Source organism: Pseudomonas lundensis (assembly GCF_001042985.1).
Lineage (GTDB): Bacteria > Pseudomonadota > Gammaproteobacteria > Pseudomonadales > Pseudomonadaceae > Aquipseudomonas > Aquipseudomonas lundensis.
The window spans coordinates 238,894-263,218 of record NZ_JYKY01000002.1; the positions used below are offsets into that span (position 1 = coordinate 238,894).

Consider the following 24,325-nt stretch of genomic DNA (forward strand, 5'->3'; position numbering starts at 1 on the left):
ACCTGCGGCCAGAATAACCGGGCGTTACGCCTTTGTCAGTTCGCGGCGTCAGGTGCCGCGCAGGTTTGCTGAACGCGGTGGATGTCGGACATGAACTGTTGCGCAGGCTTGGGGAGCCCCAACAGGTAGCCCTGCAACGCATCGCAACCCAGCGTGGTCAGGAAACTTTGCTGGGTGTCGGTCTCCACCCCCTCGGCCACGATCCGCAAGCCTAATGCCTGACCCAACGCCACAATGGCCGACACAATGGCCGCATCATCACTGTCGTGTTCCAGGTCGCGGACAAATCCGCGGTCGATCTTGAGCTCGTTGGCGGGCAAGCGTTTGAGGTACATCAGGCTTGAATAGCCGGTGCCGAAATCGTCGATGGACAGGTCGACGCCCATCAGGGACAGCTGTTGCAACACCGTCATGCTGGCATCGGCGTCGTTCATGGCCGTGGTTTCGGTGATTTCCAGGGTCAGGCTATTGGCCGGTAATTGATGTCGGGCCAACGCACAGGCCACGCTGTCGACCAGCCCCTTGTGACAAAACTGCAACGCCGAGAGGTTCACCGCCACCCGCCAGTGGCTGTAACCCTGGTCGAACCACACCCGCATCTGGCGACAGGCTTCGTTGAGCACCCACTCACCGATAGGGATGATCAGACCGGTTTTTTCCGCCACGTCGATAAACGCATCCGGCATCAACAACCCTTGCTGCGGATGCTCCCAGCGCAACAGCGCCTCGGCACCGATCGGCTGACCGGTGCTGGCATCCATCTTGGGCTGATAATGCAAACTGAACTGCTGCTGCGCCAGCGCCTGACGCAAGTCCTGGAGCAATTGCAATTGCTTGCGGGCATTGGTGTTCATCGACACCTCGAAAAAACTGTAGCCGTTTTTGCCTGCACCTTTGGCGTGGTACATCGCCGCGTCGGCGTTCATGAGCAACTCTTCAGCCGTGACGCCATTACCGGGGTACAGCGCAATGCCGATGCTTGCGGAAATTTGCAGTTGATGCTCATCCACCTGAAACGAGCGCGACAGCAGGCTGACCTGCCGCGCAGCCACCTGCGGCGCGTCATTGGCCTCGGTCAGTCGCACCAGCATGACGAACTCGTCGCCACCTATGCGCGCCAGCGTGTCCTGACCCCGCAACTCTTGACGCATACGCAGCGCCACTTCGCGCAGCAAGCGATCGCCCAAGTGATGACCAAAGGCATCGTTGACGGGTTTGAAGCCATCCAGGTCGATGAACATCAACGAAAAACAACCGCCCTGTTCCGCCACTTTGCGCTGGGCCTGCCCGATGCGGTCGGCCAGCAGGATGCGATTGGGCAAGCCGGTCAAGTTGTCGTGCAAGGCCAGTTGGGTCAGCTCTTCATTGGCCAGGGTCAGGGACTGCGCCAACGCGGCGGTCCGGGCGTCCAGTCGGGCATCAAAGATCGAGGTCAGCAGCGCGATGGTCATCACCGCCAGGCTTGCCACCAGCACCAGATTGTCCAACCCTTTGGCGCTCAGCCCGTTCAGGGCTGCGCCGCAAAAACTGCCCTCAGGGAAGCTCGCCGCCGCCATGCCGGTGAAATGCATGCCAACAATAGCCAGCCCCATGACCACTGCGGCCCCGGCCCGGGCCAGACGCACGTACGGCGTTTGTTGACGCAAACGGAACGCTATCATCAGGGCGGCCGCCGACGCCGCCACGGCGATCACCAGCGATAAACCAAACAACCCAGGGTCGTAGTCGATCCCCGGCTGCATGCGCAACGCCGCCATGCCGCTGTAGTGCATGGCGCTGATGCCCGCGCCCATGATCAGGGCGCCATAGAGCAGTTGCAGCGCCGGCAGCCGCGGTTGACTGACCAGCCACAAGGCAAACCCCGATGAAAGAATCGCCACCAGCAACGACCACAGTGTCAGCCTGAGGTCGTAGCCCAGCTCAATGGGCAAAGACAGCGCGAGCATGCCGATAAAATGCATCGACCACACACCAAACCCCATCGCCAGCGCACCGCCCCCCATCCATAGGTAAGCGGCACGGCCGCGCGCCGTGGCGATGCGACCGCTGAGGTCAAGGGCGGTGTAGGAAGCAAGAATGGCCACACATAAAGAGATCAGAACCAACGCGGGGGAGTAACTTGCCAAAACATGGACCTTCTGCAGAGCGCTAGCCGAACGGCATCCATGCACCGTGAAAAGTGCGCGATTGTACTGATTCCACGGGCAAACGCACGTACAGACATAGGCTAAATGCCAGCATCTGACGAGCTGGCACCGTCCCCCCTTCCGATCAGTCGCGAGGAGCCATTTCGTGAAGCCGGAAATCACACTTGGCATGCTCGATATAACGCGCCACCGCAGCCGATTTTTCAAAGCGCCGGTGGATCAGCGACAACCACGACATAACCTCACAGCCCTCGATCGGGCGATAGACCACGCCGGGCAAGTGGATCTGCCCGACCACCGAGGCAGGCACCACCGCCACCCCCTGCCCCAGCGACACCAGCGCGATCACCGCCACCAGCCCGCCGGGTTGCGGGCCGAGCCTGGGGGCGAAACCGCCTTGACGGGCGACCTGCAACGTCCCGCTGATTTGCTCGGGCAACACAAACGTTTCGTTTTGCAGATGTTCGGGGCTGATGACCTTTAAACGTGCCAGCCATGCGTCTGCCGCCAGCGCCAGGACAAAACCTTCCGCATTCAGGCGAACCGCCTCCACCCCGTCGGGCAACGCCATGGGCGAGCGCACGTAGCCAATATCGAAGCGGCCTTCAGCCACCATCGTTGGCAAATTCGCCATCGGCGCTTCGCGGACCGAAATGCTGACCTCGGCCGATTCGCGGCAAAAGCCCTGTACTTGGCGCTGTAAAACCCCGGAATAGACTGCCGACGCGACATACCCCAACTCGATATGCCCGGTCTCGCCGCGACCAGCCCGCTGTGCGTGGCGCCCGGCCCGTTCGAACTGACTGACGGTGGCTTGCGCCTCGGGCAATAACGCCTCGCCGGCCTGGGTCAGGCTCACCTGACGTTGCTCGCGCACAAACAGACGCACCCCCAGCTCGGCTTCCAGATCCTGCACTTGCCGACTCAGGGTGGGCGGCGCAATGCCCAGCACCTCGGCCGCTCGGGTGAAATTGCGTTGCTGCGCAACCGCCAGAAAATAGCGGAAATGACGTATGTCCATGGATGCATTAGCTCATAGGTAATGAAGTCTCGGCCGACGCCTAACCGACCCGCCCCGGCACAGCGTTACCCTGTGCCGACCGTCACACTAGAGAGCCGCTTCTATGTTCGTCAAATCAAGACCTGCCGTGCCGCTCAGTCACTTCGCGCAGCCGCTCGTCTGCTGCATTGCCTCTCAGGCAATCCTGCGGTTGCCTCGGGAGCCCAGACCATGAAGCCTGTCAGCCCGCGCCTGACCCTGCTGACCGCTTCCGGGGTGTGCTCCCTGATCGTGCTCGACACCAACATTGTGGCCGTCACCCTGCCGAGCATCGCGCAAGACCTGGGGGCCAACTTTGTCGACATCGAATGGGTGGTCAGCGCCTACATGCTGGCCTTCGCCGCGCTGTTGTTACCGGCCGGGAGCATCGCCGACCGCTATGGCCGCAAAAAGACCCTGCTTTGGGGCCTGAGCATTTTCATCCTCGCGTCCATCGGCTGCGGGGCCGCGCCGACCACCCTGCTGCTGGACATCGCCCGCGCCGTCAAAGGGGTCGGCGCCGCGCTGCTGCTGACCTCGGCACTGGCCTCGATCGGCCACGCGTTTCATGACGAGGCGGAACGCGCCAGGGCCTGGGCATTTTGGGGCGCGTGCATGGGGGTGGCCATGACGGCCGCGCCCACGCTGGGCGGCCTGGTCACCGAATACCTGGGCTGGCGCTGGATTTTCTACCTCAACCTGCCGGTGGGCCTGCTGCTCATGGCGCTGGTCAACCACGCCATCGCCGAATCCCGGGACCCGCAATCCGCGCGGCTCGACCCGTGGGGCAGCCTGGTGTTCAGCGCCAGCCTGTTATGCCTGATCTGGGGCTTGATCGAAGCCAACCGCATTGGCTGGAACAGCCCGCTGACCTATGCACGGATCGTGGGCGGGGTGCTGCTACTGGGGTTGTTTGTGTGGGTCGAGTCGCTGCAAAAACGCCCGATGATCGACCTGCAACTGTTCCGCCACCCGCGCTTTATCGGCGCCCTGCTCGGCATGTTCGCCTACGCCGGTTGCGCACAGGTGATGATGACCCTGTTGCCGTTTTACCTGCAAAACGGGTTGGGGTTCAGCGCCGTACACGCGGGGCTGGGCATGTTGCCCTTTGCTGTCACCATGTTGATCGGCCCGCGCATCGGTGCCCGCCTGGCCAGCCGTTACAGCCCGGCCACGCTGATGGCGACGGGCCTGACACTGGTGGGCTGTGGCAACCTGCTCAGCGCCTGGGCCGTGGAGCACGGCGGCTATCTGAGTTTCGCCCTGACCACCGCCGTGACAGGCGCAGGCGCCGGTTTACTGAATGGCGACACGCAAAAAAACATCATGGCCTGCGTGCCGCGCGACCGTGTCGGCATGGCCTCGGGCATGAGCACCACCATGCGTTTCAGCGCCATTGTGCTGGCCATTGGCGTGCTCGGCGCGTTGCTCGGCAGTCACACCGAACAGCACCTCAATGCCAGCCTTGCAGCCGATGCCCCGCAATGGAAGGATCACACCCACGCCATCGCCTCACGGGTCGTGGCGGGAGACCTGCACGGCGCCGTGAGCGCGTTGCCGCTGTCAGTCCAACCCCGGATACAGGCGCTGGCCACGCAGGCTTTTGTGAACGGGTTCAGCGTGGTGTTATGGGTCGCCGGGTGGCTGGGGTTACTGGGCGCACTGGTGGTGGGGACCTTGATGCGTCAGCCGATCCCGCCACTGGCGCTCGTCACCCGCCCGCTTTAGAGCCCTTGCACGGGGTCAGGCAGACGGAAAAAACCGTCCTGCCTGACGCCCCGCTGAACATGAAGAAATATTAAGAAACGTTTCAGCTTTTTGCGGGCAAAATGTGCCATCGCCATGACGGCTTATCAGGTGACGGTATGACCCGCATTTTGACCATTGAAGACGATACCGTAACGGCGAAAGAAATCGTGGCTGAATTGAGCAGCCACGGGCTGGATGTCGACTGGGTGGACAATGGCCGCGAAGGCCTGGTACGCGCCGTCAGCGGCGACTACGACTTGATCACCCTCGACCGCATGCTCCCCGAACTGGACGGGCTGGCGATTGTCACCACCCTGCGCACCATTGGCGTCAGTACACCGATTTTGATGATCAGCGCCCTCTCCGATGTCGATGAACGCGTGCGCGGGTTGCGGGCCGGGGGCGACGACTACCTGACCAAACCCTTCGCCAGCGACGAAATGGCGGCCCGGGTTGAAGTCCTGCTGCGGCGCAAAAGCCCGGCCGACAAATACGAGACCTCGTTGCGCGTGGCCGATCTGGAACTCAACCTCATCACCCGTGAAGCCAGCCGCGCCGAGCACCCGCTGAGCCTGCTGCCCACCGAGTACAAGCTGCTGGAGTTCCTGATGCGCAACACCGGGCAGATCCTGTCGCGGATGATGATTTTTGAAGAGGTCTGGGGCTATCACTTTGACCCGGGCACCAACCTGATCGACGTGCACATCGGGCGTTTGCGCAAAAAGATCGACCCGCCGGGCCAGGTGCCCCTGATTCGCACCGTTCGAGGCTCGGGTTATGTCATTGCCGAACCCCTCTAAGGGCTGGCGTTCTTCCAGCAGCCGGTTGCTGGCGCTGTACAGTTTTTTGTTCGTGGCCTGGAGCTGCATCCTGATGGGGGTGCTGTATTACGAGGTGTCGGACTACCTTGGCAATCTGGCCAAGCATTCCTTGATGCAGCGCCAACATCTGTTTTCGCGTTTTCAGGGCGAACAACTGGACGAGGCGCTGGCCACCAGCCTGACGTTTGATTTGCGCACGGTGGATGCGTATGGACTGTTCGACGCGCAACACCGTTCCCTCAGCGGGCCGATCCAGGTCATCCCGGCCGACCTGCCCCTCGACGGCCAGATCCATGAGCTGAGCACCTGCGTCGACGCCGACGACCCCAACCTGCCGCAAGACAGCTGCGACGCCGTGGCCACGCAAACCCACGACGGCCGCTGGCTGGTTCTGGTGCGCGACAACGGTTCGCTGTTCGCGGTCACGCGGATCATTTTGCACGCCCTGTTTTGGGGGCTGTCGCTGACCATCATCCCCGGCATCGCGGGTTGGCACCTGCTACGACGTCGCCCCTTGCAGCGCATCCGGGCGATTCAGGCCAGCGCCGAAGCCATTGTCGCGGGGGATTTGACCTACCGCTTGCCGCTGTCCAATCGGCGTGACGAACTGGACATGCTCGCCGCCATCGTCAACGCCATGCTCGACCGCATCGAGCGGCTGATGCACGAAGTCAAAGGCGTGTGCGACAACATTGCCCACGACTTGCGCACCCCGCTGACCCGTTTGCGCGCGCAACTGTATCGCATCCAGCAGCAAGCGCCGGAAGGGTCGCCCGAAGCCGTGCAAATGGATCAAGTGATCGCTGAAACCGACACCTTGATGGCGCGTTTTCGCGGGTTGCTGCGCATTTCCGAGCTCGAAGACCACCAACGCCGCTCGGGCTTTGTGCAACTCGACCCGCAGCCACTGCTGCAAGAACTGTATGACTTTTACCTGCCGCTGGCCGAAGAAGGCCAGGTCACGTTGTTGCTGGACACACCCCCCACCTTGCCGGGCCTGACCGGGGACCGCGCGCTGCTGTTTGAAGCGCTGGCCAACCTGTTGAGCAACTCGATCAAATTCACCCCGCCCGGCGGTGAGGTGACACTGCGCGCCGTCAACGACGAAGGCTGCGTGCGCATTGACGTCCTCGACACCGGCCCGGGCATTCCCGAAGCCGAGCGCGAAGCTGTGTTCCAGCGGTTTTACCGCAGCGACGACAAATACGGCGGGTTCGGCCTTGGTCTGTCTATCGTCGCCGCCATCGTCAACCTGCACGGTTTCAGCCTCGAGGTGGACAACCGCCCCGGCGGCGGCGCAAAGCTGAGCCTGCACTGCCGCCAACGCCCGATCAGCGCTCAGCCCCAGTAACTGTCAGGCAGCATCAGTGTCGGTGGATGGATGGCGCACGTGCCCAGCAATGAGGGCTTCAAGCACGCCCACTTGACCCTGGTGTTTCTGGACCGGGATCTGCGTGGGGTTGGACAGTCTTTGCGCAGCCCGCTTTTGACCTTGAGGCTCGCGCCTGAAGGTCAACTCTAAAACCATGCATATTCCTAAATAGAATATCCAAATCGTTTTATATTCTTTTTTAAAAGCTAAATTTCCTGCAAGACTCTCGTCATAACGATTCCAACTCATGATGAGAACGAAATGAAGAAAATCACTGCCCTCACCGCATTGACCCTGGCTGTTTTGTCAGGCTTGGCCCACGCCGATCGTCTGGACGACATCAAAAAATCCGGTGTGCTGCGCGTGGCGTCGTTCGACAGCAACCCGCCGTTCGGATTTGTGGATGCCAAGAGCAAGCAGATTGAAGGCCTGGACGTGGATTACGCCAAGGCCATCGCTGACAAATTGGGCGTGAAATTGCAGCTTCAGCCAACCAACCCGGCCAACCGCGTACCGCTGCTGGTGGCCAACAAGGTGGATCTGGTGCTGGCCAACTTCACCATCACCCCGGAGCGGGCCGAGCAGGTGAATTTCAGCATTCCGTATTTCTCGTCCGGTCAGCAATTCATCGTCAAAAAAGGCACACTCACCTCCCCTGAAGAGTTGAACAAATGGCGCGTGGGGGTCGACAAGGGCACGGTCAATGAAGGCGTGCTGCGCAAGAAATTCCCGGGTGCCAAGGTTGTTGCCTATGACGACACCCCGTTCGCATTCACCGCCCTGCGCAACGGCAACGTACAAGCCATCACCCAAGATGGGCCGAAACTGATCGGCTTGCTGGCCAATGTGCCGGACAAGGACAAGTACGAAGTGCCGCCGTTCACCATTTCCAACGACTTGATCGGGGTGGGCATTCCCAAAGGCGAAACGGCGCTGACCGAGGTGGTCAACCAAACGCTGGTCGAGCTGGAAAGCAAAGGTCAGGCGCAAACCATCTACGACGCCTGGTTTGGCCCGAACACGAAAACCCCGCTGGCCCGTCTCTACAAGATTGGTGACAAGAGCTAAGCCCTCCCCCCTGCATCATCGTTCAACCCGTCACGGTCAACCGGACGGGTTTGTTTGTTTCTGGATGGACGCTGTTTATGTTCGGTGAACTGCTTGCCCCGCACTACCTGCACTGGCTGCTGGATGGCTTTGTGCTCACGCTGATCCTGTCACTGCTCACTTGTCTGTTCGCCACGGGCCTCGGTTTTTTGCTGTGCCTGGCACGCTTGTCGTCTTCGCGTCTGTGGTCGTGGCCTGCCCGCGCCTATCTTTCACTGTTTCGCAACACGCCTCTGCTGGTGCAACTGTTTTTCTGGTACTTCGGCGTCACTGCGATGCTGCCCGAAGGGTGGGTGATGTGGCTTAACCAGCCACGCAGCCTGTCGTTAGGCTTCTTTGAGCTGCAATGGCCATCGTTTGAATTCATTGCCGGGTTCTGGGGATTGATGCTCTACACCGCGGCCTTTATTTGTGAAGAGTTTCGCGCCGGGGTCAGCTCGGTGCGCATCGAGCAACGGGCCGCCGGGCTGGCCCTGGGGTTCACCACCGCGCAGGTGTGGCGTTACATCGTATTTCCACAAGCGATTCGCACCGCACTGGGCCCGTTGCTGGGGCAATACATGAACGCCTTGAAAAACTCGTCGCTGACCATGGCCATCGGATTGGCCGAGTTGTCCTACGCGTCACGTCAGGTTGAAACCGAAACCTTCAAGACGTTTCAGGCCTTCGGCTTCGCCACCCTCTTGTATGTGGCCAGCATTGCGCTGATCGAAGTGATTGGCCAATGGATGGCCCGCAGCAAGTGGTACAAGCAGGGAGTGGTCTGAGCCATGGATTTTTCAGTGATTGGCGACAACCTGTCGTATTTCCTGCTCGGGGCTTATCCCGACGGGCCGCTGGGCGGCGCCGCACTCACGTTGGTGTTGAGTGTGTTGTCCGGTGTGATTTCCGCACTGTTGGGGCTGTTGCTCGGGGTCGCGCTGGTGATGATGCGCGGGTGGGGCCGCTGGGTGTTACTGGCCGTACTGGGGTTTCTGCGTGCCATTCCCGTGGTAATGCTGATTTTCTGGAGCTACTTTCTGCTGCCCGTCCTGTTCAAGGTGGACGTGCCTGCGCTGGCGACCGTGGTGTGTGCGCTGTCGTTGATCGGCGGCGCCTATCTGGCGCATTCGGTGCATGCCGGTATCAGCAGTTTGCCGCCCGGACAATGGGCGGCGGGCAAGGCGCTGGGCCTGAGCAGTTGGCAGGTGCTGCGCTTGATTATCTTGCCGCAAGCCCTGCCGATGATGCTGCCGTCCTTTCTTAACCAATGGATCTCGCTGATCAAGGACACCTCGTTGGCGTATGTGATCGGCGTGGGGGAACTGTCATTTGTGGCCACTCAGGTCAGCAATCGGGTGATGGTCCACCCGACTGAGATTTTCCTGTTTATCGCCTTGGTCTACTTCGTGCTGTGCAGCAGCCTGGACTGGCTGGCGCAGCGCTGGGTCAAGCCCGCCATTCGCTCGCACGCCGCAGCGAAATAACGGGCCGTTGTCCACACTCACTCTTTAATGATCAGGCATCTTGCGCCCCTCTCAACTGAAATGAGCGGGGCGCATCAGCCATTTCTGATGTGCATGACCCGACTCTCTACACCGTCTAAAAAACTATCTAGCGGTAGTTTTTGGTCTGCTTCTGCTGAGCAGCCCCGAGGAAAAATAGTTTCCAGCCCTGATTGCCAATTATTCAGATAACTCAAGCCGGACTGAAAATCATCACTGTTCCAGATTTCCACGGCTTTATCGTAGTGTTTATGGCCTGACTTCACGGCTGTGAAGCCATATCGAATGTAATCAATACCATCTTTAACGTTGGAAACAGTTTGAAGTCGCGCATGAAGTTTTCTCAGGTTTTTAGCACATCCATTGGCGCGCAGTAATGAACTGGCATTTGACATCGGCCTTAACGCCGTTGGGACTTTGGCTCCCGACCAGGTTGATTGTGCAGAGGCCGCGTTTGCGACACGGTTAATCGTTTTTTCCAGCGCTTTACTGAGACCTTTGTTAGCGAGTTTACCGAAGGCCCAATTGCCCCCTGAAACTATTCCAAACGCAACACTTGCGTAGGCGAACACTTGGGTCACTGTGGAATCAGGCGCCAACTCGTCCAGCACAGCCGACGTGATCGAGATCGCCGTTGAAACGACGTCATAGACCAGGCTGATAATGGACGTTAATGAAAGCGCGACAGTGGGGGCAGCCGCGCCAAATGTAAAGACAGTCAACGCTAAGGTCGCGACTGACAAACCAATCGCTACCCCCATTCTCACGCCTTGGTAAGCGGTGATATGCCCCGTTGGGTCACGGTAATTAATCGGATCTCCCAAACAATACGCATAAGGGTTGAGCCCGCCCCCGTCAAACACACTCAAACTGTCCGGGGAGTGAAAGCGCATGAGCAGCGGGTTATAAGCACGGTACCCATTACCCAGTAAATAGCACCCGGTATACGGATCGGGTAATTCACCGTTGAAACCCAACAATGAACTCATGCCATCATCAAGGGGCCGACCGCCATACGGCGTATAGGCAACACGCGCTTGCCCTTTCCTGGAAGTGGCCTGGATCACGCTGCCTTGACTGTCAGTACTCAGCAACACACATTCGGTATCGTCTTTTTGGGCCAGCGCGTGAGCCCCATAACGGATGTAACTGCGACGGTGTTCCCCTTCAAGCTCATTAATCAAAGAACCGTCATGATAAAAAAACGCCTTGGTCACCCCTTCTGCCGATGTGCTGCTTTGCAATGTATCCGAGGGGGTATAGCGATATTCAACCAGCATGGAGGAGTCGGATGCGCCGTCGACTGCAACCCCATATAAACACCCCAGCTCATCATAGTTAAGTACGCGACCCCGCTCGTCAGTCCGTTGATTGCCATCGGCATCGTATTCAAATTGAATGCGTTGTGGGCTGTAGTCTGGATGGCTGTGCGTCACCGAACTTAACTGCGTACGGTCAACATAATCGTAGTGAAACGTGGTGATATTTTCACCGCCAATAAAGTGCGTTGTCAGGGTAAGAATATTATCCAGCTCGTCATGTTCATAAAACTGGGAAACTATTGTTTTCCCCCACGCATCCACCGGTGCTTGAGGTCCGCTGCACGCATACCGATTCAATATCTGCAACAGAATATCCGCGCTCGATGACTTGCCTGACGGCTTCTGCCTTGAATTCCGGGGTAAATCGTTGGGTGCTCATAGACTTCCTCCTATGCTCAAAGCATAGGCTGGAGATGTCTACGGTGCCGGGGGCAGTCCAGAACGTTTCATTGCGCTCCAGCACATACCGCCAGCCTATCGGATCGCCAGGGTTGAACCTGTCATGTACTAATGGTGTGCCTGTGCCGGACGCCACCAATGTGAGCGTGGACAGCGTTTGTTCATCCAGTTCTACTGTCGCGAAGCCTTTATATTTCACACGGATAGACACGCGAACTTTCAACTGTTGCTTACCGTTCGCATACAGCGTTGTGCCGCCCTCAGGTGCATAAACTTGAAAATCTGTAATGTCTGTCCACGTCACAGCGGCGGGTGTAGGCGCAACATTCTCCTGCACGCCATGCATAGGGGCGGGGTTATTAAATTCCTGCTCAAACTCTGCGTCCATTCTAATTCCTGCGCTTTCCTAGAGGTTTAGGGTATTGGTGCAACCCCCCAATGAACGTTAAGCGCCGTGAAGTCGCTAAATACCAGGGGAGCTGAAAACCAGTCTAGGGCACAAATTACAGCTATAAATTACCGCCCTACAAACCTCATTTTAAAAGCAGAACGCAACCGCACTCCGTCAAGTAGCGTTACTCGCTTGAGCAGCTAGAAATAACGGAGACACGTGTAGTTACTTTCTTATTAAATTTAAAATGGAAATATGCACTCAGAAAAAAACAGAATCCCCTCTGTTACAGAATAAGTCCTGACGAACAACCGATTAATACTACAGCCGATTGATCTTATCTCGGCCTCGCCTTTTGTATTAACTCCCTCACAGGGCTGTGGGGGAGTTAATGAGACTTACGCCAGTACCCGAATCAGCACCCACAGCGGGACACATACAAACGCCAGCCACACCGCCAGACGCGGTCGATAAGGCAATAGCATCAATAAGCCAAATCCGCTCAGTGACAGCATGCCGAACCAGCCGATGGGGCCCATCGCCCAGCCCCAGGCACGCCCACAGAAGTAAAAGCTCAGGGCCAGGCTAAACCAACCCGCCCCGCGTAGCAGCCGCCGCAGATGTGCAGACGGGACTGTTTGCCACACCTGTTTGTAATGGCGCTCCAATCCCTGACACAAGCCGAGCATGCCGATATACGCCAGCGCGAAGCCCGCAAAAAAGTGAGCCACCATCTCAGTTCACCTCGGCCATGGATGCGGGCTTTTTGCGTGGCGCCCGCTCGACCGCCGGTTGCGCGATTTTCCAGCCTGTCCAGAGCAACAACGCCCCAATCACCATGGCCACCCCTTCAACCCCCAGACGACTGGGCAATGCCCACGGCGAGTTGACGGTAAGCAGACTCAACAATGGCAACGTCAGGCACATCGTGCCCGCCAGACCCAATTGCTCGCGCCAAGCCTGCATGCGCGGGCGGAATAAGGCATGCCCCAGGCTCAGGGCCCAGACGCCAAAGAACACATTCAGTTCACCCGCCGCGCGGGCGGCCATGTCTACCGGCAGCAGGCGATTGGCCCACAGCAGGCTGATGCACGCCAGGCTCAAGCCCGCCATGACGGTCACGTTGAGTGCTTCGACCCCGCGGTAAAGCACTTGGGCCACCCGGCTTTCACTGGCGTATTTGCGTCGACGCTTGACGGTAAAGAGCACCAGGCCGCTGGCGATCATGGCACTGCTGATCAGCCCGCAGATGAAGTACAACCAGCGCATCGGATAGCCGCCGAACTGGGCGAAATGCATCCCGGAAATAACCCGGTGGGTCAACACACTGGGGCGCATCTCGGTGGGCCCGGACAGTTGCTCGCCGGTGACGCCGTCAAAACGCATGCCCTGCCCTTTGGCCAGTGCAATCCGGTTGCCCAGCAACGGTCGGATCATGATCTCGGCGTTGCGCTGACCGGGGTTGGAAATACTCACCCCGCCTAGCGGCCCCATGACCTCGCGCGCCTGCTTCAAGAGCGGCCCCAGCGCTATCAATAGAGCGGGTTCTACGGTGCCCGGACGCTGCACTGCAACGGCCGCGGGCGCCGGATTCTGCGCCTTGAAAAACGCCTCACGATTGCCGTCGAACAACGCGTCCATGGCCGCGGGCATGTAAATCACCAGGAATATCGCCAGCCCGCTGTAGGTAATCATCAAGTGAAACGGCAGCAGCAACACGGCGCTGGCATTGTGCGCATCCAGCCATGAGCGCTGCCCTTTGGCGGGGCGGAAGGTGAAGAATTCCTTGAAGAACTTTTTGTGGATCACGATGCCGCTGACCAACGCCGCGAGCATGCCCATGGCCATGGCACCCACCAGGTAAATGCCAAACATGCCAGGCATGTGCAAGGTGAAATGAAAGAAGAAAAAGAACATGCCGCCTGCGGTATCGCGCACGGGTATGACCTCACCCGTGTTCGGGTCGAGGGTCACTGACACCCCGTCGCGGCGCCCGCCGGTGGAGGCTTGCAAGGCTGGAGTGCGCTCGCCGGGCAGGCTGATGCCCCACTGTTTGGCATCGGCTTTGTGTTCACGTAAATAGTCCAGCGCACGCTCGGCGGCCTGTTCGTCGCTCACGTGATGGGCAGGCAGTTCGGGTTGCATCCAGTTGTCGATTTCCTGATCGAACACCGCGAGGCTGCCGGTCAGGAAAATCACGAACAACAGCCAGCCGACGATCAGGCCGCCCCAGGTGTGCAACCACGCCATCGATTGGGTCAAGGTCTGTTTCATGTCAGTCGCTCCAGCCACTGCGGCCAAAAACCGATGGCCGCCAAAGGCAGCGCCAGCACCGCCCCCATCCACGCCGACCATTGATGGCGGGCAGCAAAGGCCCATAGGATGGCGAAGGTGTAGATCACAAAAGACAGCAGGCTGGCGACGATCAGGGCGTCCACGTTGTCCAGCGGCAACAGACGCGCCAGGGCCGCGGTAAAGGCATAGGTGAAAGCATAACCGCCCACCCAGGCCGCCAGTGTTCGAGACAGAATCGGCACCCAGGCCGTTGATGCGAATTTCATAGCGTTCAATCCTTCATTCAGCGCCAGCCACGGTTTTGCCAGTGCCAGATGCAACAACGGCGCGGCGCCCGTCGAGACGGGTGTCGCGCCTATAAAGAGCGGCATTGCCCGTAGGGCAATGCACGGTCAGTCAGGTCATCAGAACGAGGTGGTCACCGAAGCGAAGTAGGCGCGGCCCGCTTCGTTATAAGTTTGTGCGCCCGCTTCGTCCGAGTTGCCTTTGCGGTACAGCTGCTTGTCGAACAGGTTGTTGATGCCGAGTCGCACGCTGAGGTTTTTGTTGAACTCATACCCGCCGCTCAGGCCCACCAGACCGTAGGGATCGACGGATTGCTGCACCGACTTGTCGAGTTCTTCGTTGGCCCGGTTATTACGTTTTGGCGCTTCTTGCTTGCCGTAGTAAGTCCCGCTGACCTGGAACGACAGTTTCTCGGTGGCGTACCAGTCCAGGGTCGTGTTGACCGTGTACTTGGGGATGATGCTCAACGGATCGCCGGTTTCCTTGTCTTTGCTCTCGATCATGTAGGTCAGGTTGGTGTTCCAGTCCAGATCGTCACGCAGGGTCACGAACAGGTTGCCTTCGATCCCCTGCACGATGGCTTTACCGCTGTTATCCCATTGGTAAACACGTCGGCCGTTGGGCAAGCGGTAGGCAGCTTCGTTACTGGCGTTGATCTTGTTCTGATAGTCGTTGCGGAAATACGTACCGCTGGTACGCCAGGTGCCTTTATCAAACGCCAGACCAATCTCTTTGTTGACGCTGATTTCGGGCTTGAGGTCCGGGTTACCGACCAGGTAGCAACCGCCGATGTTCACTTCAACCGAGCTGCAACCCGCGCCGCGGCTGTACAGCAGGTAGTTGGGGTTGGACTGGTAAAGGTTCGGGGTTTTGTAGGCCCGGGCGATGCCGCCCTTGACGCTCAACTCATCGGTGATTTGATGCGATGCGTTCAGGCTCGGGCTCCAGTTGCCACCAAACTCGTTGTGATGATCGAAACGCACACCCGGCGTGATGATGGTTTTGGCACCTGCCTCGATGTTGTCTTCCACATAAAACGCGTAACTGTTGGCCGTGGACTTGGTTTGCGTGCGGTCCTGCCCCGCAATGCCCGGTGTACCGTCCGAACCCGGGTCCCAGCTTTGAGGGCGCAACGAACCCGGGTCATTCAGGGATTCGTATAAGTACTCGCCGCCCAGTGTCAGCACTTGCTCGGTGAATGCGCTCAGCGGCAGGTTGACTTCGCCGGTGGCGCGGGTGTTGCGCAAGCGCGATTCGAAGCGGCCCGCGCTTTCAGACGGGGCCCCTTCGCCGTAACCGGCCAGGCCTTCGTTCAGGCGGGCGTTGCGGGTCAGGTCGTGGCTCAGCGACGCTTTGGTCGAGCCCCAGTCGAACGAACCATTGTGGGTCGCCGAGAAGGTGCTGCGTTGCAGAACGCTGGTTTCCTTGCCGGTCAGGCTGTTTACGAAATCGCCGCCGCTGTTGAGCATGGTGTCGCCGGCAAAGATGTTGCCCTGGCGGCTGTAACTGGCTTCAAGGTCCAGCGATTGTTCCGGGGTGAACTGCCAGCTGAGCAAGCCGTTGATGTCTTTGTTGCGCACGCCTTCGCGACCTGCCACAACGCTGTCCGGCGATGCCTGCGCGGCGGTATTGATGCCCGCATCGTCAGCGTCGGTTTTGTTCGCACCGCCGTAGACGCGAAACACCAGGTCGTCAGTGATCGGGCCGCTGAGGTTGAAGTTGGTGCGTTTGCTGATGCCTTCGGCGTCGTCTTCCGGCGCCAGGTAGTAGGCGGTCAACAAACCTTTGAGTGTGTCGGTCGGGCGCTTGGTGATGATGTTCACCACCCCGCCCATGGCCCCCGAGCCATAACGTGCGGCGGCCGGGCCGCGCAGGATTTCGATGCGTTCGACTTCTTCGGCGGGCACCCAGTTGGTTTCGCCCCGAGTGTCGCGGTCGCCGCTCCAGCCATACCGCACGGCATTGCGCGAGGACGAGGGCTTGCCGTCGATCAGGATCAGGGTGTTCTCCGGGCCCATGCCGCGCAGGTCGATCTGGCGGTTGTTGCCACGGCTGCCGCTGGTGCTGTTGCCGGTCAGGTTGACCCCCGGCTCGCGCCGCATGATCTCTGACAAGTCGTTGGCCGGTGGGCGTTTCTTGATGTCTTCGGCGGTGATGATCGATACCCCCGGCGCCTGCTTCAGCTCTTGCGCGGCGGTGCCCAGAACGCGGGTTTCTTCAAGTTCCAGCGCTTGCAGGGTGCCATCGACCGGCAGGTCCGTCCCTTGGACAGGCACCTCGTCACGCTCGCGTTCCAGCGCATCGGCCAGCAACGTCGGTGAGGCCAGTGCAGCAATGAAAGCGAGCGAAATCTGACTGCGTTTGAATCGAGACGACATGTCCAGTTGATCCCTTAACAATGGAGTGTGCTCAGCAGGCGCACGACGTGATGCGCCTCCGCGAGGCTCCGAAGGACCCTGCAACGATTGCGCGCCATGGCACTGCAAGGGCCGCAATAATAATCACTCTCAAATGAGAGTAAAGCGCAAAGGACAATAATCCTCATTCCACAGTTCCGTATTCCGCGTATTTTTCAGCTTTTTCTTTCAAGAAAAAGATTGCCAAACCCCGGCAACCCTGAGAAAAAAAGCGCCCTTACGCCGCACTCCAGCCCCCTTCACAAATTTGTTACTTATTGTGTAATTGACTGGCCTTTTGAAAAAATCACCGTCCCGAACACTGCTTGAGAACCTCCAATGACCCCCGAACTGCTCATCACTGACCTGCTCATCGGCGACGGCAAGACCGCCGTCAAAGGCGCGCTGATTACCACGCACTACACCGGCTGGCTGGAAGACGGCACGGTGTTTGATTCTTCCCACGAACGCGGCAAGCCGTTCCAGTGCGTGATCGGCACCGGCCGGGTGATCAAGGGTTGGGATATCGGCCTGATGGGGATGCAGGTCGGTGGCAAACGCAAGCTGCAGGTGCCGGCGCATCTGGCCTATGGTGAAAGAAGCATGGGCGCTCACATCACGCCGAACTCTGACCTCACCTTTGAGATCGAACTGCTACAAGTGCTGACGCGAGACGATTGACGCGCGCAGTGGACTTTGATGATTTTCCGGGAGTTGCCTGTCAGTGAACCGTTTCAGCCTGCTTGTTTTTACGTGTGTGTCCGTGGCCGTGCTCAGTGGTTGCAGCAGCCGGGACACCCGCAGTGGCCCGGTACTGACGCCTGAGCAAACCCGGGCGCGGATCGTGCAACTGTTGCCGTCCACGGTTGCCGACCGTCAGGGCTGGGCCGCCGATATTCAGGTCGCCTTTGTCGCGCAGGATCTGTCCCCTTCCGATGAGCATTTATGCTCGGTACTGGCGGTCACCGAGCAGGAGTCCACCTTTCGGGCCGACCCGCCCGTGCCGGGGTTGGCGAAGATTGCCCGCACCGAAATCAACCGTCGCGCCGGCAAGCTGCATATTCCGGAGTTTTTGGTACGCAGCGCGTTGAACATCACCTCGCCCACCGGCAAAACCTACAACCAGCGTCTGGACGCGGCCCGCACCGAGGGCCAGTTAAGCGCCATTTTCGATGACTTTATCGGCATGGTGCCCTTGGGCAGCACGCTGTTTGGCAGCCTCAACCCGGTCCACACGGGCGGCCCGATGCAAGTGAGCATCGCCTTTGCCGAGCAGCGCGCGAAGCAATACCCGTACCCGGTGGCGCATTCAATCCGCCAAGAAGTGTTTACCCGACGCGGGGGCATGTATTTCGGCATCGCCCATTTGCTGGGCTACCCGGCGGATTACCCACAGTCGCTGTACCGCTTCGCTGACTTCAATGCAGGCTGGTATGCCAGCCGCAATGCCGCTTTTCAGAATGCCGTGAGCCAGGTGTCGGGCATCCCGCTGGCACTGGATGGCGACCTGACGATTCCCGGTTCCTACGCCGTAGGGTCTACCGAACGTGCCGTACGGGCACTGGGCAAGTCACTGGGCATGAATGACAACGCTATTCGGCGTCAGTTGGAAAAAGGCGAAAGCCTGGCCTTCGATGAGACCGACCTCTACCGCAAGGTGTTCGCGCTGGCAGATCGTCAACAAGGCAAACCGCTGCCGCGTGCCGTGCTGCCGGGCATCACACTCAAAAGTCCGAAGATCACTCGCAATCTGACCACCGCCTGGTTTGCCCAACGGGTGGATGAGCGGCGTCAACGCTGCATGAATCGTGCGGGTGCGGCGCCCATCCAATAGCGGTCTTACACCGTGTACTGCTTGAACAGCTCTTCTTTGATGATCAGCAGTGCATCTTCGTAATAGCGTTCGCCCCGTGCTTCGCTGAGCAACACCGAGCGTACACTGCCCTCGCCTTCGCTGGGGGTGTGTTCACACGTCAGGTAAAACTCGGCGGTCTCGGACTTGAATTCCAGGTAATAAAACAGCTCGCGACCTTCGCGGTGCCAATAGCCTATTTCTCTGCGCATGGGGTTCTCATATACGGGATGTCAGGGGGCAAACGCTGCAGCGCCACGCTCAGTTGCTGAATGCTGGGGGCGGCGGTCAGGCTGATTCGCACGGCGTTCAAGGGCGCTGATTTAACCGCAAACACCTGTGAAGGCACCACCTCGATGCCTGCCGCGCGAAACGTCTGCACCAACGGTTCGGCCTCGACCGGGGCGTGTAGCCAGATGTGCGGCGAGGCGAAGCGGGTCTGGTACATCCCGCGGCCCATCAGGTTTTTTGCCAGCCGCCAGCGGCGCTCTACCTCACGGGTTTGCCAATCGACACGCTGATGGGCAATGCCTTCACCGATCCAGTGACAGGCAATGGCCAGCGTCACCGGCGAAAGCCCCCAGTGCGCGGCCTGGGCATGCGGGTCGATGCGCGCCAGTACCTGCGGGCGGGCGGCGATCCAGCCCAGCCGCAAGCCTGCGCCGACCGTTTTGGACAGACTGGTAATCAGCACGCCCAGCTCCGGCAAGAACTGGCACAGCGGCGGGCTGTCGGTCAGGGCGCCGTACACATCATCTTCAATCACGTACACACCGTGGCGCCGGGCAATCTGCGCAATGGCCTGCTTGCGCTCCACCCCCATGACGGCCGATGTCGGGTTTTGCAAGGTCGGTGTGAGCACCGCGATCCGCGCCCCAGTGGCGCGGATCATGCGGTCAAAATCGTCCGGCACGATGCCCTCTTCGTCCAGTGCGACCCCGTGCAGCGGCAGACGCAGCTGCGCACAGGCGGCTTTGATACCGGGTGCGGTCAGGGCTTCAACCAATACCGGTTCGCCTGCCTGGCACAGTGACAACAGCACCGTGAACAACCCCTGCTGCGCGCCGGTACACAACATCAGGTGATCGACGGGCAGTTCCAGCCCCCGCCCGCGCAACCAGGCAGCCCCTTGCGCCCTGGCCTGCAACAGATCGGCCGCACTGACGTAGTGTTGCAGGCGACTGGCCTGACAGGTGTCGAGCAACCAGCTCAGCGCCTGGGCGTCGCGCTCGGTGTGCAGGTCGATGGCAGGCAGATTGGTGCGCAGGTCGATGCGCGAGGGCTGATCGTCAACCTGTTGCAGCTTGAACAGAGTCGCTTCCTGGCTGCTGGCCAACACATAGGTGCCACGCCCCACTTCGCCTGACACCAGATGCCGACGCGCGGCCTCGCGGTAGGCTTGCATGGTGGTACTGGGGTTCCAGCCCAACGCCCAGGCCAGACGGCGCTGGGGCGGCAAGCGCTCACCGGGCTGCAACTCGCCACAGGCAATGGCGCGGGTGATCGCTTCGACCAACGCCAGATAGCGCGGTGCTTGAGTGTCGTTGAGGGTGGGCATCCACATTTATTGTTGGCCATGCAATATAAGGATCGGCCCATACAATGTGCTGTGCTTAGAATCGAGTCAAACCTTCGATCACGGTGCTCCTCATGTTTGACTTGAACAGCCTGCGTCTCGCCGCCCACGACGTCCATCAGACCCTGGCCCCCACGCCACAGCTGGCGTGGCCTTTATTGGCCGAACGGCTGGGGGCGCAGGTGTGGGTCAAACATGAAAACCACACCCCGACCGGCGCGTTCAAAGTGCGCGGCGGCTTGCTGTATGTACAAGGCTTGCTCCACCGCGAACCCGACACACGAGGTCTGGTGACCGCCACGCGCGGTAACCACGGGCAAAGCCTTGCGCTGGCGGCGCGGCATATGGGGCTGGCGATCAGCATTGTGGTGCCGGTCGGTAATTCGTCTGAGAAAAACGCCGCGATGCGGGCATTGGGCGCGCACGTGATCGAGTCTGGCAAAGACTTTGACGAGGCCCGAGCCGAAGCAGCGCTGCTGGCGCAAGCCCATGGTCATCATCTGGTGCCCGCGTTCCATCCCGACCTGATCCGCGGGGTCGCCACCTATGCGCTGGAGCTGTTTGAAGCCGTGAGCGATTTGCACACGGTGTATGTGCCGGTGGGCATGGGTTCGGGTATCTGCGGATTAATTCGCACCCGCGACCTGCTGGGCCTCAAGACCGAGATCGTGGGCGTCGTGTCCCGGCATGCCGATGCCTTCGCCCAGAGCGATGAGCAAGGCCGTGTGGTAAGCACCGAGACCGCCCACACCTTCGCTGACGGCCTGGCCTGCCGTCAGCCCTTGCCCGACGCACTGGCCATCATCGCTGAGGGCGCAGCCCGGGTGATCCGCGTTTCGGACCGCGAAATTGCCCACGCCATGCGGGTCTATCATGAAACCACGCACAACACCGCCGAAGGTGCAGGCGCTGCAGCGCTGGCGGGTTTGATTCAGGAGCAGCCCCGGCAGCAAGGACGGCGCGTGGCGGTGATTTTGAGCGGCGCCAATATTGACCGGCAGCTGTATGCCGGCATTCTGGCTGAAGGGTTCGACGACTGAAACCACGACGACAAGGACGCACCATGACCTGCACGATTGAACACGCCCGACCCGCGGATGCACCCGCCATCAGCCAGCTGATTATCAGAACGTTGCGTGTGTCCAACGCCCGTGATTACACGCCGCAAGTCATTGCGCAGGTGGAACAGCACTTCGCCCCGGCCTCAATCCTTGACCTCATGCAGCAACGTCAGGTGTACGTCGCGCGTGCCGATCAGCAACTGATCGGCACCGCCAGCCTTGATGGCTCAGTGGTGCGCAGTGTGTTTGTAGACCCCGACTGGCAAGGACGCGGCGTGGGTCAGGCCTTGATGGCGCAGGTCATCGCGGTGGCGCGGGCTGCATGCCTGAGCGACGTGCAGGTCCCGTCTTCGGTCACGGCCCAAGCGTTCTATGCCGGTCTGGGCTTTCAAAAGGTGCGCGACCAGTACCATGGCGAGGAACGCACCATCGTTATGAACCTGTCTCTGAACGGGCCGTCACCGGCTGACTAAATTTCATCCCCTGCGACAAATTGTCTTTATTTGTGCCGGAAACAGGCTCAGAATAAAAACTGTACCGTACAGTACTACTCTAAAACCTAAACCCGCAGCGCTTCCAAGGCCTTGGCTGCCGGTTGCCGGGATCACCGCAATGAAAAACGTTAAACCAGAGGCCCCTGCCTCTAAAGGAAGACACCTGATACTGGGCATCTTCGGTATTTTGCTCGCGCTCAGCGGGCTGTTTCTGGCAGTTGCAGGGACGCGACTGATCACCCTGGGAGGATCGTGGTACTACCTGCTTGCTGGCCTCGGCATGCTCGGATCGGGCGTGCTGTATATCCGTCGAAAACCCGCTGCAACCGGGATCATGGCCCTGGTAATGGTCGCCACTGTGGCCTGGGCATTGTGGGAAGTCGGCTTCACGTTCTGGCCGATGGTGCCGCGCCTGGCGCCGTTCCTGGTCATCGGCCTGTTGGCATCCCTGCTGCACCCGTGGCTCACACAGGGTCGCCAGCGCGCCGCCAGTTATACCGGCAGCGCCGTGTTTGCCGCGCTGCTGGCCGTGGGCGCCAATGCCCTCTTCACCCCGCACGGCGTGCTCGAAGGCAAACCCCTGCCCGTTGCACAACCGGGCACGGACATCCCTGAAGAGCAGGTGGCGGACTGGAGCCACTACGGCAGCAACCCGGCCGGGACCAGCTACTCGGCACTGGATCAAATCACCAAAGACAACGTCGATCAGCTACAGGTCGCGTGGACCTATCGCACCGGAGAAATCGCCGAAGGCGCGTCGGAGTACCAGAACACGCCGATCCAGGTCGGCAACACCGTCTATACCTGCACACCGACCAGCAAGGTGATTGCGCTGGATGCCGATTCCGGGGAACAGCGCTGGATGTTCGACCCCAAGCCGCACAACATCAAAACCTGGAACCGCTGCCGGGGCGTGAGCTACTACGAGCCCGCCAAGGTTGAGCACCCGTTGGTGTTTACCGACCTCAAGCCCGCTGCCACTGCGCAAGGTGGCGTCTGCGCCCGGCGCATTGTGCAAGTGACCATGGACGCACGGCTGCTGGAAATCGATGCCCAAACCGGTAAACCCTGCGAGGACTTTGGTGATAAAGGCGCCGTGGACCTGACCCAGGGCTTGGGCAAGGTCATGGAAAACGTCCCCTATTACGCCTACACCTCAGCACCTACGGTGTCGCGCAACCTGATTATCCTCGGCGGCTGGGTCTTTGACGGGCGCTCGACCGATGAGCCGTCGGGCGTGGTGCGCGCCTTCAGTGCCGACACCGGTGAACTGGTCTGGGCCTGGGACCTGGGCAACCCGGCCATCACCAAACTGCCGCCTGAAGGTCAAACCTACACCCGCAGCACGCCGAACATGTGGTCCAGCCCGGCCTTCGACGACGAATTGGGTCTGGTGTACCTGCCCACGGGTAACCAGCAACCGGATTTCTGGGGTGGCGCACGTCCGGAACTCACCGAGAAATACTCGTCTGCCGTGGTTGCGCTGGACATGGCCACCGGCCGCGAACGCTGGACGTTCCAGACCGCGCATCACGACATCTGGGACTATGACGTAGCGTCCCAGCCAGCCCTGTATGACGTGCCGGACGGCAAAGGCGGCAAGATCCCGGCGCTGATCCAACTGACCAAGCGCGGGCAAATCTTCATGCTCGACCGCCGCACCGGCCAGCCGATCGCCGATGTCATCGAGAAACCGGTGCCACAGGCGCATGCGGCGGGCGACTGGGTGGCGAAAACCCAGCCCTACTCGGTCGGCATGCCCACCTTCGGCGCACAACCGCTGACCGAGAAAGACATGTGGGGCGCGACGTTCTTCGATCAGTTGATGTGCCGTATCGACTTCAAGAAGCTCAACTACCACGGTGAGTTCACCGCGCCGAGCACCGAAGACACGTTGATCTACCCTGGCTACTACGGTGGCTTTAACTGGGGCGGCGCGGCCATTGACGAGAAAAGCGGCTACCTGTTCGTCAACGACATCCGCATCCCGCAGGTGGTCAAACTGGTGCCGCGTGACAACGTCGACCTGTCCCACCTCAAGTCCGGACATGGCGTGGGCAGCACCTACCCGATGGACGGCACGCCGTTCGTGATTGACCACAAAAGCTTTAACTCGCCCCTGGGTATTCCCTGCCAGAGCCCGCCGTGGGGAGTCTTTGCCGCGGTGGACCTGAAGACGCGCAAACAGGTCTGGGAGCGTCCGGCCGGGACAGTGGAAGACGCCGTGATCAATGGCGTGCGCGCCAAGCTGCCGATTCCGCTGGGCATGCCGACCCTGGGCGGCGGTGCCGTGACCGGCTCGGGGATCGTGTTCTATGCGGGGACACAGGATTACTACCTGCGGGCCCTGGACATGGCCACCGGCAAAGAGCTGTGGAAGGGCCGCTTGCCGGTCGGGGGTCAGGCCACGCCGATGACCTATCGTTCGCCTGAAACCGGGCGTCAATATGTGGTGATCGTCGCAGGTGGCGCGCGTCAGTCTCCAGATCGCGGGGATTACGTGATAGCGTACGCGCTTCCCGAAAAAGAGTAGTT

At 60.1% G+C, this 24,325-nt stretch carries 21 protein-coding genes and 1 pseudogene; 11 read left to right on the forward strand and 11 right to left on the reverse strand.

What is annotated here, in order from left to right; all coding sequences use genetic code 11:
* Positions 1 to 35 precede the first annotated feature (35 nt).
* Positions 36 to 2,126, reverse strand: a complete 2,091-nt coding sequence (locus TU74_RS02775; protein WP_241485536.1) for a putative bifunctional diguanylate cyclase/phosphodiesterase — start codon at positions 2,124 to 2,126, stop codon at positions 36 to 38.
* A 145-nt stretch (positions 2,127 to 2,271) separates the two neighbouring features.
* On the reverse strand, positions 2,272 to 3,168 hold the full coding sequence (locus tag TU74_RS02780) for a LysR family transcriptional regulator (protein WP_048374980.1): 897 nt from the start codon (positions 3,166 to 3,168) through the stop codon (positions 2,272 to 2,274).
* A gap of 210 nt (positions 3,169 to 3,378) precedes the next feature.
* On the opposite strand from TU74_RS02780, the gene TU74_RS02785 reads away from it, so the two are divergent.
* From TU74_RS02785 to TU74_RS02795, 3 genes are all read left to right on the forward strand, one after another.
* Positions 3,379 to 4,914, forward strand: coding sequence for an MFS transporter (locus TU74_RS02785; RefSeq protein WP_048374982.1), 1,536 nt, complete (start codon positions 3,379 to 3,381; stop codon positions 4,912 to 4,914).
* A gap of 137 nt (positions 4,915 to 5,051) precedes the next feature.
* Positions 5,052 to 5,735 (forward strand): response regulator transcription factor, encoded by a 684-nt coding sequence (locus tag TU74_RS02790; RefSeq protein WP_048374984.1) that lies wholly within the window; start codon positions 5,052 to 5,054, stop codon positions 5,733 to 5,735.
* Positions 5,713 to 7,107: a sensor histidine kinase gene (locus tag TU74_RS02795; protein WP_048374985.1), complete on the forward strand. Its 1,395-nt coding sequence runs from the start codon at positions 5,713 to 5,715 to the stop codon at positions 7,105 to 7,107. Before TU74_RS02790 ends, TU74_RS02795 begins: the two co-directional genes overlap by 23 nt.
* 3 nt (positions 7,108 to 7,110) lie before the next feature.
* On the opposite strand, the gene TU74_RS24075 is transcribed toward TU74_RS02795, so the two are convergent.
* A complete protein-coding gene (locus TU74_RS24075) occupies positions 7,111 to 7,377 on the reverse strand; it encodes a hypothetical protein (RefSeq protein WP_139048403.1) in 267 nt (88 codons plus the stop codon).
* A gap of 12 nt (positions 7,378 to 7,389) precedes the next feature.
* Here TU74_RS24075 and TU74_RS02800 point away from each other — a divergent pair, with 12 nt between their 5' ends.
* The 3 genes from TU74_RS02800 to TU74_RS02810 all read left to right on the forward strand — a co-directional run bounded on the left by TU74_RS02800 (position 7,390) and on the right by TU74_RS02810 (position 9,701).
* Positions 7,390 to 8,196: an ABC transporter substrate-binding protein gene (locus TU74_RS02800; protein WP_047276393.1), complete on the forward strand. Its 807-nt coding sequence runs from the start codon at positions 7,390 to 7,392 to the stop codon at positions 8,194 to 8,196.
* Positions 8,197 to 8,273: 77 nt separating this feature from the next.
* Complete coding sequence (locus tag TU74_RS02805) at positions 8,274 to 9,002, forward strand: amino acid ABC transporter permease (protein ID WP_047276392.1); 729 nt, start codon at positions 8,274 to 8,276, stop codon at positions 9,000 to 9,002.
* Positions 9,003 to 9,005: 3 nt separating this feature from the next.
* Positions 9,006 to 9,701 (forward strand): amino acid ABC transporter permease, encoded by a 696-nt coding sequence (locus tag TU74_RS02810; protein ID WP_048374988.1) that lies wholly within the window; start codon positions 9,006 to 9,008, stop codon positions 9,699 to 9,701.
* 74 nt (positions 9,702 to 9,775) lie between these two features.
* Here the strand turns inward: TU74_RS02810 and TU74_RS24620 are convergent, their stop codons facing one another.
* The 6 genes and pseudogenes from TU74_RS24620 to TU74_RS02840 all read right to left on the reverse strand — a co-directional run bounded on the left by TU74_RS24620 (position 9,776) and on the right by TU74_RS02840 (position 16,789).
* The gene (locus TU74_RS24620; RefSeq protein ID WP_262502274.1) at positions 9,776 to 10,999 is read right to left on the reverse strand and encodes an RHS repeat-associated core domain-containing protein; all 1,224 of its coding nucleotides are present in this window, start codon (positions 10,997 to 10,999) and stop codon (positions 9,776 to 9,778) included.
* Between the two features lie 337 nt (positions 11,000 to 11,336).
* Positions 11,337 to 11,420 (reverse strand): annotated as a pseudogene (locus TU74_RS24625) (transposase); the annotation flags it as partial.
* Positions 11,421 to 12,229: 809 nt separating this feature from the next.
* Entirely contained in the window at positions 12,230 to 12,565 is a 336-nt protein-coding gene (locus TU74_RS02825) for a DUF3325 domain-containing protein (RefSeq protein ID WP_047294356.1), read from the reverse strand.
* 1 nt (position 12,566) lies between these two features.
* Positions 12,567 to 14,105, reverse strand: coding sequence for a PepSY-associated TM helix domain-containing protein (locus tag TU74_RS02830; RefSeq protein WP_048374993.1), 1,539 nt, complete (start codon positions 14,103 to 14,105; stop codon positions 12,567 to 12,569).
* Positions 14,102 to 14,392, reverse strand: a complete 291-nt coding sequence (locus tag TU74_RS02835; RefSeq protein WP_047294360.1) for a hypothetical protein — start codon at positions 14,390 to 14,392, stop codon at positions 14,102 to 14,104. The genes TU74_RS02830 and TU74_RS02835 overlap by 4 nt, the downstream gene beginning before the upstream one ends.
* A gap of 138 nt (positions 14,393 to 14,530) precedes the next feature.
* Complete coding sequence (locus TU74_RS02840) at positions 14,531 to 16,789, reverse strand: FepA family TonB-dependent siderophore receptor (protein WP_048374994.1); 2,259 nt, start codon at positions 16,787 to 16,789, stop codon at positions 14,531 to 14,533.
* 357 nt (positions 16,790 to 17,146) lie between these two features.
* Between TU74_RS02840 and TU74_RS02845 the strand changes: the two genes are divergently transcribed.
* Both TU74_RS02845 and TU74_RS02850 read left to right on the forward strand, forming a co-directional pair.
* A complete protein-coding gene (locus TU74_RS02845; RefSeq protein WP_047294365.1) occupies positions 17,147 to 17,488 on the forward strand; it encodes an FKBP-type peptidyl-prolyl cis-trans isomerase in 342 nt (113 codons plus the stop codon).
* Between the two features lie 37 nt (positions 17,489 to 17,525).
* A complete protein-coding gene (locus TU74_RS02850) occupies positions 17,526 to 18,641 on the forward strand; it encodes a DUF1615 domain-containing protein (protein ID WP_420912154.1) in 1,116 nt (371 codons plus the stop codon).
* Positions 18,642 to 18,646: 5 nt separating this feature from the next.
* Here TU74_RS02850 and TU74_RS02855 read toward each other — a convergent pair whose 3' ends face one another.
* Positions 18,647 to 18,871, reverse strand: coding sequence for a hypothetical protein (locus TU74_RS02855; protein ID WP_048374998.1), 225 nt, complete (start codon positions 18,869 to 18,871; stop codon positions 18,647 to 18,649).
* Positions 18,856 to 20,223 (reverse strand): aminotransferase-like domain-containing protein, encoded by a 1,368-nt coding sequence (locus tag TU74_RS02860; protein WP_048374999.1) that lies wholly within the window; start codon positions 20,221 to 20,223, stop codon positions 18,856 to 18,858. The genes TU74_RS02855 and TU74_RS02860 overlap by 16 nt, the downstream gene beginning before the upstream one ends.
* An 86-nt stretch (positions 20,224 to 20,309) precedes the next feature.
* Between TU74_RS02860 and TU74_RS02865 the strand changes: the two genes are divergently transcribed.
* The 3 genes from TU74_RS02865 (at position 20,310) to TU74_RS02875 (ending at position 24,323) form a co-directional block, all read left to right on the forward strand.
* Complete coding sequence (locus TU74_RS02865) at positions 20,310 to 21,275, forward strand: threonine dehydratase (protein ID WP_048375000.1); 966 nt, start codon at positions 20,310 to 20,312, stop codon at positions 21,273 to 21,275.
* 23 nt (positions 21,276 to 21,298) lie between these two features.
* On the forward strand, positions 21,299 to 21,769 hold the full coding sequence (locus TU74_RS02870; protein WP_048375002.1) for a GNAT family N-acetyltransferase: 471 nt from the start codon (positions 21,299 to 21,301) through the stop codon (positions 21,767 to 21,769).
* 139 nt (positions 21,770 to 21,908) lie between these two features.
* Positions 21,909 to 24,323: a membrane-bound PQQ-dependent dehydrogenase, glucose/quinate/shikimate family gene (locus TU74_RS02875; RefSeq protein ID WP_048375004.1), complete on the forward strand. Its 2,415-nt coding sequence runs from the start codon at positions 21,909 to 21,911 to the stop codon at positions 24,321 to 24,323.
* Positions 24,324 to 24,325: the final 2 nt, after the last annotated feature.